General features: G+C 54.4%; 8 protein-coding genes and 1 CRISPR repeat array (1 of these 9 cut by a window edge). Of the genes, 3 read left to right on the top strand and 5 right to left on the bottom strand.

Going from position 1 to position 14532, the window contains the following annotated elements:
- Positions 1-3: 3 nt before the first annotated feature.
- Complete coding sequence (locus KF752_16790) at positions 4-981, top strand: CDP-alcohol phosphatidyltransferase family protein (GenBank protein ID MBX3423216.1); 978 nt, start codon at positions 4-6, stop codon at positions 979-981.
- A 183-nt stretch (positions 982-1164) separates the two neighbouring features.
- Here KF752_16790 and KF752_16785 read toward each other — a convergent pair whose 3' ends face one another.
- The 5 genes from KF752_16785 to cas3 all read right to left on the bottom strand — a co-directional run bounded on the left by KF752_16785 (position 1165) and on the right by cas3 (position 9597).
- On the bottom strand, positions 1165-1665 hold the full coding sequence (locus tag KF752_16785; GenBank protein ID MBX3423215.1) for a four helix bundle suffix domain-containing protein: 501 nt from the start codon (positions 1663-1665) through the stop codon (positions 1165-1167).
- 185 nt (positions 1666-1850) lie between these two features.
- Positions 1851-3479 carry a type I-U CRISPR-associated protein Cas5/Cas6 gene (gene cas5u6u, locus KF752_16780; protein MBX3423214.1) on the bottom strand — a complete coding sequence of 543 codons (1629 nt, stop codon included), beginning with the start codon at positions 3477-3479 and terminating at the stop codon, positions 1851-1853.
- 1 nt (position 3480) lies between these two features.
- Positions 3481-4503 (bottom strand): type I-U CRISPR-associated protein Cas7, encoded by a 1023-nt coding sequence (gene cas7u / locus KF752_16775; GenBank protein ID MBX3423213.1) that lies wholly within the window; start codon positions 4501-4503, stop codon positions 3481-3483.
- Entirely contained in the window at positions 4496-6928 is a 2433-nt protein-coding gene (gene csx17, locus KF752_16770; GenBank protein MBX3423212.1) for a type I-U CRISPR-associated protein Csx17, read from the bottom strand. The genes cas7u and csx17 overlap by 8 nt, the downstream gene beginning before the upstream one ends.
- Complete coding sequence (gene cas3, locus KF752_16765; protein MBX3423211.1) at positions 6925-9597, bottom strand: CRISPR-associated helicase Cas3'; 2673 nt, start codon at positions 9595-9597, stop codon at positions 6925-6927. The genes csx17 and cas3 overlap by 4 nt, the downstream gene beginning before the upstream one ends.
- Positions 9598-10030: 433 nt before the next feature.
- On the opposite strand from cas3, the gene cas2 reads away from it, so the two are divergent.
- Positions 10031-10321, top strand: coding sequence for a CRISPR-associated endonuclease Cas2 (gene cas2 / locus KF752_16760; GenBank protein MBX3423210.1), 291 nt, complete (start codon positions 10031-10033; stop codon positions 10319-10321).
- A gap of 48 nt (positions 10322-10369) precedes the next feature.
- Positions 10370-12187: a CRISPR-associated endonuclease Cas1 gene (gene cas1 / locus KF752_16755; GenBank protein MBX3423209.1), complete on the top strand. Its 1818-nt coding sequence runs from the start codon at positions 10370-10372 to the stop codon at positions 12185-12187.
- A gap of 395 nt (positions 12188-12582) precedes the next feature.
- Positions 12583-14532: direct repeats of the CRISPR family, unit length 36 nt; unit sequence ATTTCCGTGTCCAATTGGACGCGGCCTCATTGAAGC (it continues 1769 nt past the right edge of the window).

Below are 14532 nucleotides of genomic sequence, written 5' to 3'. Positions count from 1 at the left end.
TGCATGAACGAATTTGAACTAGAAACCAAGAAGCAACGCCGCCGGCGCATTCTGTTTGGACCGCGTCCTCGACAGCAAGTTTATGCCGTGGTGCCCACACTGTTGACCTTGGGCAACGCGGTGTGCGGATTCGGTGCCATTACGTTTGCTGCCATGGTGGGACCAGAAGATATCAGCGGCGAATTGCTGGCCAGTACCGCCGGCGTCACGCGATCGGCTGGTGAACTGCTGTTTGTATCTGCCGGGTTGATTTTCATGGCCATGGTGTTCGACGCCCTGGATGGTAGCGTAGCGCGCTTGACCAAGCAGACCAGCGATTTTGGGGCTCATTTAGACAGCCTCTGCGACGTGGTGAGCTTTGGCGTCGCCCCCGCCTTCTTGATGCTCAGGTTAATGCATCCCGATCATCGGTTGATCGACAGTATCGCTCGACTGCCGATTGAGTATCCGCCACGACTGTTATGGTCGATCGCCGTGATGTTTATGACTTGTGCGATCCTGCGACTAGCCCGATTCAACAACGAAACCGACGAGACCGACTCACACGCTTATTTTAAGGGACTGCCCTCGCCGGCCGCCGCTGGAGTAATCGCTGCCTTTCCGATCGGGCTTCAAGGTTTGAAACACTTGACCGGTCCTGTTGTAATCACCGGACCAGCGGCCCTGGCCGGCACAAAGCAGGCATCCAGCAACTTTTTGTCACACTTGGCGGTGCTATTGCCCCTCATTACGGTGTGTGTGGCCATCCTGATGATCTCGCGGATTCGCTATCCGCACATCATCAATCAATTCTTGCGCGGGCGTGGCAATCGAGCCAAGCTGTTAAAAATCTTATTGGCACTATTGCTGGTTTTTGTCTTCCGCGAGATGGCCTTGCCCGTGGTGTTCTGCTACTACGCCTTTGCCGCGCCAATCCGCATCGGTTGGCTGAAAGTCTGGACAAAATTGCGTCCACAGCCGCCGGAGTCTGCGGCTGGCTGATGCCGTTTGTCGCACGGCTCATACCGGAGATGTTCCCTTGTATTGTGGATAACCGGTGCAGCCCCAAAACTGACCGCCCGCGTTGCGACCACTTTTGGCGGTACGCAACGACATCAGCCCACCACAAACCGGACAGGGGGGCGGTTGTTGCGGTTGAGCCCCATCGGTAGCCCCCCTTGGTTTTCACTGCGGCGATTGCATCAGGCCCGACCGCAATTCGGCCGGTTTTTGCAATCGCGCCGTTGCTAATTGTTCACTGTAACCTCTTTCGCCAATGAACTGTTGTTCCAACGCGTCGATTTGCTGGTCCAATAAATAATTGGCCTGGTGGATCAAGCAAATCACGGCATTGGCCCGAACCGTCGGATCTGCGTTGTCTAACCACTGGGAGTACAGCGACCATCTTTGTGGATCTGTTAGGTCGGTCAGGTCCGACTGATCGGACCGATCTTTCTTCCGCTGCGACGCCACGCTGCGTACGGCGGTGGCTTCGGGGCTGCTGGCTTCCCGCTGCTGCAAGCGCCGATGCCGCAGGTAATCCTCATAATCCAGCAGCAATTCCTCCAAGCTGGACCGGGCGACGTTAATCAATCGTAATTCGGTCTGCGACGACGTCGCGCTGGCCCGACTTCCTTCGGAGATGTTCTGGCGACCCGACCGTGCCGCCTGAACCATTTGGTCCACGTCCGCGTTTTGCGGTCATCCAGAAATTTTTCGCAGAACCACACCGTCGCATCGTAGATGATCGTTGTCGTTTGAAACACGCCAATTTCCGATAACCACCGCTTTTGCGAATCCGTGCCAGGCTTGTGCTCTCCGGTTTTGACAGATCAGTCTCACCCGTCTGATCTAGATACGTCTGATCCGACTCATTCGACCGATCCTTCCGATCCAAATCCGCCAGCCGCAAACAAACCCAACCCAAAATGGCTGGCGTAACCAAGTGCGATAGGACGCATAGGTACAACCGGTTCACTAAATCGAATCTGCAACGGGTATCCGACATCCGTGGGTGGCGGATTTCCGATGCGACAGCGTACAAAATGGCGCAGGGGCAGCGTATTGCTGTCCCATGGTAACACTTCGATATGCGCGGCCTCAGGTAGACCTCGTGATTGTAGTTCCGCATTCACCTGACCCGGCAAGGAATTCTTTCCCTGCTTTTTCTGAAATCGCGGAGGCACAAACGGGGTCAAACTCACCCAGGTCGTCGATCCACCAGGCGGCCCGAGGATATTCGTAATCTGGTCTAGCAGCGGTTCGGGAATCAATCGCATTGAATCCAGGTCGCCGCATCCAACCAGCGCCAGTTGCATGTCGCCGACACCGCCCTTCGTCCAGGTACGTCGCATGGATCGAATTGCCTGCTGAGCCAGATCGCCCAGCCCCACGGGCGCATGAATAACGACATGATCCAGATGGCCGTCGCAGTCCAGATCAACCGGAAGAATATGGGCATGTGAATGAGTCCCAGACAGAGGCTGGCCCAGTTTATCTTTGCCCGTAAGCTCTGGGCAATCAACCTTAGACCCTTTGCCTACCAAGCCAACCAGCGCCCGGTGCAATAGTTCCGCCTGCGGTAAAGTGCGAGCCACCGCCGGCAGCGCCGACTTATTGCCGCTGGGACTGGTGATCGCCAGTAACATGGTCGTCACTGGTCGGACTGCTGGGGTCTTCATTCGATAGGGTACTCCGACTTCCAGAGCATCGGATCGTCGCCAGTAGACGACCTTTTGCGAACCGGGAGGTTGGCTCCATCGCTGCTGCTTCCACCAGGCCGTATCTTTTTGCAGGCATTCGAGAATATCCAGTGGATAAGGTTGTACAGTTTTTGCTCGATCCTTTAACAACTTTTCGGTTGGCTTTTTCTTGCCTGCCGGTAGCGGAAACTCACGCAGCAAATTCTCCACGATCGGTTCACGCCAGGCGGTATAGTCGTTGTTTGGGAGGGGCGCAATGGTCGTAATCTGTTCCCAGCCGCGCCCACGCTGCTGCCCGTGCTCGTGCGGAACGGCGGTGAATTGGATCGAATCAATGAAGTTGTCGTCCAGGACCTCGGCTTCGATCCAGCTTTCGCTCCGCCCCAGGTAACCCAGGCAGTCCACAAGTTTCCCGAACAGCGAGCGTTCGTCTTCGGTCAATGAGCAATCCCAGTGAATCACCAGGTCGTCATCGCCGATATTCGCCCACGTGTCGAAAACAAGAGTAGTCTTTTCTCGTCCTTTATCCAGCGTGCCAACCGGCATGTAATGGCGGCTATGCGCTGCACTGGCGGAGGGCAGGCGATAGCTGGGCAAGACATCAGCCAATTTGCAGATCAGTGATCTGCCTGCCTCTGGAATTTCTCGCCAATGTTGAGTTGCAAATCCGCAGGCGACTAGAGCCCGCAGCAGTCGCCAGGGACTGGGGGGCCATTCGATTTGTCCTTCATTGACATGATGCCCCCAGGGAGTCGCATGGTAGCGACCTGCGGGAAAACTAACTTTGATCGCAGGCATCTTATTCTCCATCCTCTTCAGCATCGGCAGCTTCATCATTTTCTGGTGAGTCGCCAGCAGAATCCTTGTCTTTGGCCTTCTTCAAGTCATCTTCGAAATTGACGGTGGTATGAACCATCGCGTTGCCACATTTCTTGATCGCCGCTGCAACTGCGGTTTCCAATTCCGTCAGCGTTGGCAGAACAAAGCCAGCAGGTCGATTGGCGACGATCTGCTCACGATTGACTGGCTCCAGATCACAGGCTGTACGTAGGCGCAGATCGCCGTCGAGCAGCTTGCGAATTCGGTACAGAGCCAACGCAATCAGCAACACTTCGGCATCTTCGTTCAGACCGAAGCCGCGAATTTGAGCCAGGTCCAAATTGATATGGCAGACAATTTTGTCGGCCACAAATTCATCACGTGAAAACGGCACATTGCCGAATCCGCTTTTTGTATCACCTGATGGGTTCACATGATCATTCTTCACGCCACCGGATGCCGCAACTCGCACTCCGTAGGCTTCAATGAATGCGGATAGAGCCCGGGCGATTCGCAACCGACCACCCGCCAACTCTTTCTTTGCGAGGAATACTCCATGAATCAGACTGCCGATGTCGTACTTGAGCAAGACTTCTGCCAGAAGACGGCGATCAATTGGCCCTTCGTCTAATCCACCAAGGTCAGATTTGAGTTGTTCGATAAACGTCTTGTCCTTTCCTTCGAGCAAATAGGGGCTATTGATGCGATGCGACTCGAGCATGGAGTCTGTCAGAAACTTTCCTTGCCTGTTCACTGTGACATGGCTAATCCCCCGCAAACACGCAACAGGCTGGTTGACGCCGGTGTCCCAGCACACACCTTCCAGTCGATTGGCCATACTCTGTGCGCTCTCCACGAGCACATTCTGCCCATCGCGTGTTTGATAGGTTGCCGTGCCCAGGCTGGGAAAGCCCGTTGGCTGAAACCGATCTCCCTGAACGGGCTTAAGTTCCACCGATAACAACAGACGATTGACAGATTTGAGACTGCTGAACTCAGACATAGGATTTCTCTTTCTGACTAGGATCAAGTGTATGCAGACACGTCGAAACAGCTCGACGGTCCAACGGAAAAACAAGAGCGGCTGCCCACAGTCGAGCGGTCGCGGCATCGGTGAACCCAGCTTGCAGCGGTGGTCGAATACCCGCCGAACGCAGACGCTGGATGGCGATTTGAGTTGCCGAACATCCATCACCTGATACCAGACGATTGACCATGCTGGGCTCAACCGGGATCTTCTGGCCTGAAGGTAGTGGCATTGGCAGGCAAGCCATACGGATCGCCAGCCATGCTTCCGGAATTGCGACGAAGCCAGGTTGTGGCACGATCGGCAATTGTTTGAAATCAAACTTGTCCCATTTGATGGCCATCAGGGCTCGTGCCAATTCCAGCGTCTGTTGCAGATCCACATGACCGCAGAGCAACAGTGCCAAATCGGAGAGTCTGGCCGCACAGCCAAAGGCAGACACCAGCGGCAGGCGGCGTTCTCCTTTGGCGGCCGCCTCGATCAATCGACGTTGAACAATTGCCGCACAATCAGCGATCGGATCACGTCCGGAAACAACCACACGCGGATCGTTCACCAATCGACTGTCCGAGGTGTTGAATTGTCGTGCTCCTCGCTGCAACGGGAGAAAGTGATGTCGAACGGGATCAATCGCTCGTGAGCCTTTGGAGTAGCCTGCGGCTGCGCTTCCGAGTGCGACCGCCAGACGGACCTCGGGCGAGTGATCAAAACCAATCACATTGATCCACTGCGGATTCAATGGTGGGATTGGTCCCACATCAATGGCGGTTCCGCTGGCCTGCATCATTTCGATGGATACCGCTGCTCGCAAAACCTGCTGCCAGCGTTCGGAGGAAGTGTCATGAGTAAGTGCCGCGATGACAGAATCGGCCAGCAATCGCTCGCCGTCTGCAAGTCGGGCTGGAGCGTGTTTGTCGCGAGACCGACGTTCCAGTCGCCCCATCCAGGAGGCGATATTGTCGATCAAATGACTGTGCGGATGCTGCCGCACAGATATCCTACCCAGCGGAACCGCCAGGGTTGATTGCCCGTTTCTTTCCAGGTAACCAAATCGCACGAACGAATCAACGCCGCGAGCTACTCCCAAGCGACTGATGGCTCGCACCGCCTCCACAGGTCGGTTGGCAGTTTGTCGCCCAAGTTGCAATCGCCCGTCACCCAACAGTCCGGCAACTTCCGGTAACGTGGAGGGACGATTCCAGATCGGCATCCATTGTTCGCCCCGCTGCGACTTTTCCTTGCCGGGTGAATTGAAACCAGCCGCATGGGCGCGGATCGCAAACGGCGCACTCGCGCGACTGGCTGCATCGGGGTCAAGTCGTCTAGTTGACCGGGAACTAAACAGTATCGATCCTTCCATCATCAACACGAAATCCCATGCATTGACAAGGCTATCACCCGTAGTGCCGGTTGAAGAATTAGGTCCCCCTGCATTTCCGGGCTGAAACTGACCGATCGCATTTGGTTCCAACTGATTTGCGGGTGACAACCACAATGAGTTGAAAAGTAGCTTGTCGGCCTTTGGGCGAAATTGTCCTTCAAGGGATTCGGGATCAAACAGACTACAAAAAATCTGCATCAGGTTATTGGTGAAATCCAGGTTTCCGTCGTTCCCACCAGTTCCCAAAAGCGAAGGCCATCGCGGTGTTCCGTCTTCATCTAGAACAACGGCCGCTGATATCCAACTCGCATGTCGCCCTCTCCAAGACTTACGGCAATCCGGAATCAGTGTGGCTTTCAGCTTTTTAAACTTTCTATCAGCCGCAGCAAGCAGTCGCTTGTATGCCGCACTAGCCTTGAGCTGCTCCGCCTCTGTTTTCGTGGCGGGACGCTCAGCACGCGCGACGATTCCACGAAGCGTATTCAGTTCGTTTTCTACATCGCTCCTCTCACTTTCTGATAATTCGGGTTTTGATTGTAAGCCTCGGATTACATCCAGCGTTTGCCGATAAGTATCACTTTCAGCCAATATGTTGCGTTGTTCCTCCGTTTGAAATGATTTGTTTGTCTTCGTGCGTGCTTTGATTGCACGAATGACACTATCTGCCAAGGCAACAGAATCAAGCAATTTTCTTGCGTCAGCAATCCCCATACGATACTCCGAAAAACGAGGGGCTGAGGACTGCTCGATCGGTGATAACCCCGGGTCATTCGCTTTAAAGAATCCGGATCCTTTGTTCCAGGGAGAGATAATCGGCGTTGGCCGATAGTCATTCAGAAAAAATAATTCCAATTCTTTCCGCGAAAGCCTTGTCAGCAAGCAAAAACATTCGTCCTGCCACCAGCCTCTGGCTTCAGCGTCGGCTTGTTCGGCGACCAGCCGCAAGATTCCCAGAGCCTTGAGGTAGTTGGCCAGTGGAGCTGGTGAGCAGCCTGTTAATTTGTGCAGATGATGACTCATTGAACCGTCTCCATTTTTAATGCGGGGTCAGGCGTGGATAATCGCGAGGCGCGAACATCGGCGGCGCGGAAAACGGCTTCTAGCCATGCAAGTGTCGTGGGCCCATACCGTTCAACCAAACTCAGGCTTCGCTCACGCCAACTGGCACCTGTGCGCGGTGATAGTCCCATACGGGCAGGCTCCAGCGTGAGTTTTAATTCTGGAATTGCCATCCCCAAACCATCAACCTCGATGCTCGCTAACAGATCATTTTCCCGTACGCCCTGGATTGGCAAACCTTGACCATCATGATCGCGGTAATCCTGATCTTTTGGTGTAGCAAAGAGTCCGCCACGAACCTTGCCATGATGCGATGCAATCAGGTAAATCAACAAATCGAACTGTTCCGCCGAAGCGTCGAGCACAGCCTGGATGGCAGGTGCATCCGTTTCATCGGTTGCGTTGAAATTCGGCAACGTTCCCAACGTTTCAAAAACGCCTTGCCACTGTCCGAGCAATGCCGGATGTTGCGGACGGAAACGTTCCAGGATTGCAAACAACGCCAATGCGCTCGCCAATTCATGCCGGAACCCTGGTCGAGAATCCTCGAAGGTTACAGATTCAGATTCTTCACACGTGACCTGAAACTTCGCGGGCGGTTTAACCCAGGCGGCTTGCGGGCCTTTGGCTAAATCCAGCCGTTCCGGTCGATCACTGTGCTGTAGCAATCCTTGAAACGCCGGATGGGCCTTGCCAAGATCGTGCCAGGTAGCCGTCATTCTCAAAACATGCACAAGCTCATCGGAAAGCTCAAGCACTTTAGCAATTTCTGTGACGGTTTCCGCGACTTCACGACTATGGCAGGCAATCGTTTTCCAGTGATCGGTTACGCTAAGCGCCTCACTGCTTTGCTGCGCGTCTGCATCGATTGCCGGATTGCTGAGTGGAACCGGTGGGGCAACGGTAGGAACCGTGGTTTTCGATTCTGGCGAAAACCCTGTTCTCAGGTCGTATCCGCCACATTTTGAATCGACACAGATGACTCGCCCCGGCAAGAGGTTCTCGCGACGCGGGACCACCCAATTTCCATCGATCCAGTCCCAAATCCAGGCCCGCATTTTTGGCTTTAGTTTCGGACTTCGCTTCGTCTGGGTTTCCTTGCCGCATAACCAATCTCGTGCCAGCAGGAATGGCACACTGCACAATTCCCGCCGATCCGGTTGAGAGACTGATGACGGCAGAGCATCCGGTGCGACATCCTGCCAAAACACTTGCAAATCGCGTTCGTCGCCACTACGAATAAACCGGCTGATGTCCAGGTCGGCACCTGTGAGGTCGGGGGTTGTGTCAAACAGTTCATCGAATTCCGAACGCAGCAAAAGATGCGCCGGCGAATACGGATACAATTTCGCCAAAGATTCCGGTGTCAGTCCCTGCTCAAGTTCCTCAATCGCCTTCACGCTGACATTGTCTAATCCCTGGACTGTATTCCAGGCGGCCTCCAGTTCGTCGGCCGAATACGGCAAGGCCAGTTTTTCATCGTGCCCTCGATCCACGACGATCACCGTCCCCGTGCCGCCGTAACGTGCACAACGCCCAAACCGTTGCACCAAACTGGACCACGGTGCCAATTCAGTCACCAGGCAGGTGGCCGAGATATCAACTCCCGCTTCCACGACCTGAGTCGCCACAATGATCCGATCGACTCCCTGTTGGCAGGCGTCTTTGGTGAGAAATCGCTCTCGCCAATTCTCCCGTTCGGCAGGTCTAAACCGGCTGTGAACCAGTTCTAATCCTTCGGTTCTTCCGCTTTTGGCAAGAGCATCATAGATCTCAATCGCCCGATCAACGGTATTGCAGACTACTAAAGTGATCCGACCAAAACCTTCGTCAGAGGCCTGCTGATGCGCTGTCAGGATGCAGTCTGCAAACTCCGCCGACTTCTTAATATCTATGATCTGCGTCGAGCAGGATTTCCTGATTTCCCATAATTCACCACTGCGATCCGCTGGTGGTATAGAACAAATATCTTTGGACCAGACTGAGTGAAACGACTCGGTGTCCACACTTCGCAACCATTCTGGTTGCAGTGTCGCACTCATCCACCACGTTATACAAGGTCGCAGCGTCTTTTGGCCATCCGCATCGCGAAATGCCTGAATCTGAGCCGATGTGGCCAATCCTACATCCATCAACTGAACTTCATCCATCACCCACAACGCGTCGTGGTTGAGCAAACCAAAGTCAATCGGCCAACGTGCTCTGGATGCAGCATAACCGCGGTTTAACGCCCGCGAGAGTAGCATGTCCTGAGTGCCAACGATAATTGCTGGGCGTTCAGGAAAATGGTGCCAATCTTCCGCAGCAACACCACCCATCAACATGTTTACCGAGACGGCTGTTCTCAATCCGGCCTTTTCTATTATTCCGCGCGCTTCGTCGTATGTTTGCTCCACCAACGTCCGCATCGGCAAACACCAAACGAGTCGGCGCGGCCAAGTTGAATCGCTGCGAACCAGGCGGTTATATGCCCAAGCTGATAAAACCCCCAGCGTCTTTCCCATCCCAGTGGGGATGCGGATTAGTTGGTTTCTGCATTCCGGACGAATTGCCAATTCCGCTTGCCACCGCCAGGGAGCGGGCGTCTTGGTTGTACTGATGAACCACTGAGAAAATGGTTGTTTACTCATGACATAGGGCTCGCGCTAATTAAGTTGACAATTTTCGTTGACGAACATTTATGGCACATCAGGCTAACACGGTTCGTGACACCTTTGGTCACACTATCAAGTTGAAAATCAGAATCTTTTGAAAATCATGCAATGGCAACTCGGACGGCCATGTTTCACAGCATTCTTCTGATGCGGCCTCATTGAAGCACAGCTTTATTGCGAAGAAGTCCCTCACCAGTCTTGAAAAACCTGTTTAATTCTGGACGAACCAAGCTGCTGTTCTACAGGTGTTTCTTGCCTGACTGGCAGCCGGTAAGTATTGTGGATCACACGTGCTGACGAAATTGTACCGAGTGTGCCCTCAGCTGGCACTTCTGTTTCTTGCCAGCACGGGGCGACGCTACTGCAGGACGCAGGACTTCGAGTTCCTCACTTCAGCCTGGGGGTAACGATGCGCTCTTCCTTTCTGGTGTGCTACGACATCTGCGACGACAAGCGCCTGCGGCAAGTCTTCAAGACTCTACGCGGCTGGGGTGACCATCTGCAGTATTCGGTGTTTGAATGCCAACTGACGCCGGCCGATCTGATCACGCTGCGCGGACAACTAAAAGCCATCATCCACCAAGACGAAGATCAGGTGCTATTTATCAACCTCGGCCCCAGCGAGGGGCGTGGCGATCGCGTTATCGAGGCGCTGGGACAACCCTACTGCCGAATGGATAGTCCGTGCTTGATTGTGTGATCTCTTGTAGCGGTAACTGTGCCGAGGGACTCAACGAGGTGTGTCATCATGATTCGGATATCCGACATCCAATCTGCAGACGAATTGCTGCCGGCGCGAATGCTCAATGAGTTCGTCTATTGCCCAAGACTGTTCTACCTGGAGCATGTGGATGGTTTGTTCGCCCACAATAGCGATACCTTGGAAGGCGCGGCTCGTCACAGCCGCGTGGACGCCAAGTCGGATGCTCTGCCCACCGCCCAGGAGGCGGTGCAGTGTGAGTCCATTCACGCGCGCAGCGTAACTCTATCCAGCGAGCAGTATGGGCTGATTGCGAAACTGGATTTGATCGAAGCCGAGGGCGATTTGGCCACGCCGGTGGACTACAAGCGTGGTGCGCCAAAGTCGCTGGACGATGGCAGTCTAGGTGCCTGGGATCCGGATCGCATCCAATTGTGCGTGCAGGCGCTGGTGCTGCGCGAAAACGGATATCGGTGTGACGAGGGGATTCTGTTTTACTGGGCGACTCGCCAACGTGTCAGAATCACAATTGATGATGCTCTGGTGGCCGAAACATTGGCGATTGTAGCCGCAGCGCGGCGACTTATGGATGCTCGGCAGATTCCCGCTCCACTGGTGAACAGCCCCAAATGCCCGCGCTGTTCGCTGGTGTCGATTTGCTTGCCAGACGAAACGTCACACTGTCGCGCGTATGTCGCCTGCGAGCAATCCGAACAGACGCAGCCTGGCGGACGCTGGGTGCAGCCGTTGCTGTTCGATGTTGGCTATCCAGCCGCGAACTCTGAGTCCATCGAGTCCGCGCCGGTCAGGCAATTAATCACGAGTCGCGATGAGCGACGGCCGCTATACTTGAATACTCAAGGCAATCACGTTGGCATTTCGGCGCAAGTCTTGAAGATCAAGGAAAAAGACAAGCTGATCCAGGAGGTGCGTCTGAACGACCTGTGTCAGGTCAACATCTTCGGTAACATTCAACTGACAACGCAGGCGATCGGCGCGCTGATGACAGCCGACATCCCTGTCGTCTACTTCAGCTATGGCGGCTGGTTCCATGGTATGACGCAATCGGTCGGATTGAAAAACATCCTGTGGCGCCGTGAGCAGTTTCGGCAGGCCGATAGCAACCGATTCTGCTTGCAGTTAGCCAAACAACTAGTCAAAGGCAAAATTCGTAATCAGCGCACGCTACTGATGCGCAATCATGTCGAACCGCCAGAGCAGGCCCTACAATTCTTGAAGGCATTGACCATCGAAGTTCGTCGCGCCGAATCGTTAGCGGAGCTGCTGGGTGTTGAAGGATTGGCGGCCAGAGTCTACTTCGAGCACTTCAACGGAATGATCAAGGTTGGCAGCGACGACGATCGGCCTCGCCAGCAAAATGGAAAGCATGAATTTCGATTTGACTTCGAGCGCCGCAATCGACGTCCGCCTCGCGATCCGATCAACGCCTTGCTGTCACTGGGATACAGTCTGTTGGCTAAAGACTTGACGATAGCTGCCACATCGGTTGGATTGGATCCGTTCTTAGGATTCTATCATCAGCCGCGATTTGGCAGGCCCGCCTTGGCGCTCGATCTGATGGAACCGTTCCGGCCGCTGATAGTCGATTCAGCGGTGTTGAGCGCCATCAATCAGCGGATGGTGACGATTAGTGACTTTGTGGTAGTCGGAGACGCAGTGGCTCTGACGGCCAATGGACGCAAGGGATTTTTTCGCGCCTATGAACAGCGGATGGATCAACTGGTCACCCATCCTTTGTTTGGTTATCGCGTCAGTTATCGTCGGCTTTTGGAAGTACAAACGCGTCTGTTGGCTCGCCAATTAATGGGCGAAATACTAGAATACCCAGTATTCGAAACACGCTAGCCGACGATTCAGCAGAGTCGTGCTGGCGGCTGCTTTCGCTAGAACGCGGGGTGCCAATCGACCCATGCTCGCCTGAGTATGCAGGCCTGGTATCCCTGACGCTCGTGTGGATGACTTGGCCGAGCGACAAAACGCGTCCGGCCATGGGTCGAGAAGTGTACTGATGAACTTCGCAAACTGGTGCGAGCGGTCAGGTGATGAGCAAAAGCCGTGGGGTGCTCGCAAAGGCCACTCAGGAGCTTAGAAACTGCCAAAATTATCAGGAAAGGCGCAGATTGTTGAGCAAGAATTCGATAGGTACCTCAACGGCTTATCGCGAGACGATGCCATTGATCTTCCGGGTGCTCGCAATGCAGGTCACAACCCGTTACGCTAGAATGGTTTGCGAAGGCGACATTTCCGTGTCCAATTGGACGCGGCCTCATTGAAGCGGGCCTTCAACGACCGTGAACGACCCTGGAGCACCCCATTTCCGTGTCCAATTGGACGCGGCCTCATTGAAGCAACAATCTGGTTGAACGCTCGCCGACCCTCTCAATTATTTCCGTGTCCAATTGGACGCGGCCTCATTGAAGCCGTGAATTTTCTCGAAAATTTTCCTGGCGCCTGTGACATTTCCGTGTCCAATTGGACGCGGCCTCATTGAAGCTCCGCGTCGCACGTTATTTCCATGCCGCTGCTGTCTAATTTCCGTGTCCAATTGGACGCGGCCTCATTGAAGCCACGCACCACCCCACGGCCGACGTCGGCCTATGCCCATTTCCGTGTCCAATTGGACGCGGCCTCATTGAAGCGAGTAGGTGGATTGTGTGGTGATCTGTACTTGGCAGATTTCCGTGTCCAATTGGACGCGGCCTCATTGAAGCACAATGCAGAGAATCATGTCAAAGCAATCGCAGAAGATTTCCGTGTCCAATTGGACGCGGCCTCATTGAAGCTCGTGCTCATACGATTTCCTTAGCGGGCGAACAAAGGATATTTCCGTGTCCAATTGGACGCGGCCTCATTGAAGCCGGCAGGTGCTGCGACGCCGATTTTCCAGGTGCAGCATTTCCGTGTCCAATTGGACGCGGCCTCATTGAAGCAAAACCCGCTGGCTTCGGTGGCCACCTCCACCAGATTTCCGTGTCCAATTGGACGCGGCCTCATTGAAGCGCATCCGCAGCGTTGGACCGGGGACGCCTATCAGGTATTTCCGTGTCCAATTGGACGCGGCCTCATTGAAGCACATCTGCCTCTACTTTCAAGAAAAAAAGTCCTGCCATTTCCGTGTCCAATTGGACGCGGCCTCATTGAAGCGACGACCCCGTCGTCGCCGACCAAACGGTTCCGGCATTTCCGTGTCCAATTGGACGCGGCCTCATTGAAGCTTAAGAAAATGCTCAAAAGATAGCCTATACCCCTGGATTTCCGTGTCCAATTGGACGCGGCCTCATTGAAGCAGGGCCAGCGGCTCGCTAGGTACACGCAGACCACCGAATTTCCGTGTCCAATTGGACGCGGCCTCATTGAAGCGTCGACGCGGATGGTGGATTTCGCGATCGCTTACTATTTCCGTGTCCAATTGGACGCGGCCTCATTGAAGCTAGACACGGTCGTCATTCCCGAAGACGTTGATCCGCCATTTCCGTGTCCAATTGGACGCGGCCTCATTGAAGCGATGACGGGAAGCGTGTCTTCTTTGCAGTGAATGTTATCATTTCCGTGTCCAATTGGACGCGGCCTCATTGAAGCATCAGCTCCATCCGATCCACCGCAACTCCATCACCAAATTTCCGTGTCCAATTGGACGCGGCCTCATTGAAGCATCTGGGTGCGTGCCCGGTTCGCACGTCCGACGCGGGATTTCCGTGTCCAATTGGACGCGGCCTCATTGAAGCCGTTCATGCCAACCCCTATTTCCGGTCCCCATAAGGATTTCCGTGTCCAATTGGACGCGGCCTCATTGAAGCGATCGACGACTGGTCGGCTGGCTACAGCTCTATCGATTTCCGTGTCCAATTGGACGCGGCCTCATTGAAGCGGATATCGAGGGAACCGGCATGAGTGAGGACGAATTATTTCCGTGTCCAATTGGACGCGGCCTCATTGAAGCATGTCCCGCTGCGGCTCCAGGACAAATCTGCGGAGAATTTCCGTGTCCAATTGGACGCGGCCTCATTGAAGCCTGGAGTTGCTCTTTGGAAATGCGGGCGGCGGCCATAATTTCCGTGTCCAATTGGACGCGGCCTCATTGAAGCAGATCAAAGTCCAGAGGCATGGACGCAATGGAGTCAGATTTCCGTGTCCAATTGGACGCGGCCTCATTGAAGCACTTGCGCGATCACCAGTCCACCTCCTTGATT

The sequence above is a fragment of the Pirellulaceae bacterium genome, from assembly GCA_019636385.1.
Taxonomy (GTDB): Bacteria; Planctomycetota; Planctomycetia; order Pirellulales; family Pirellulaceae; genus Aureliella.
Note: the sequence above shows the minus strand (reverse complement) of the source record. Positions and strands in the feature narration are given on the sequence as shown.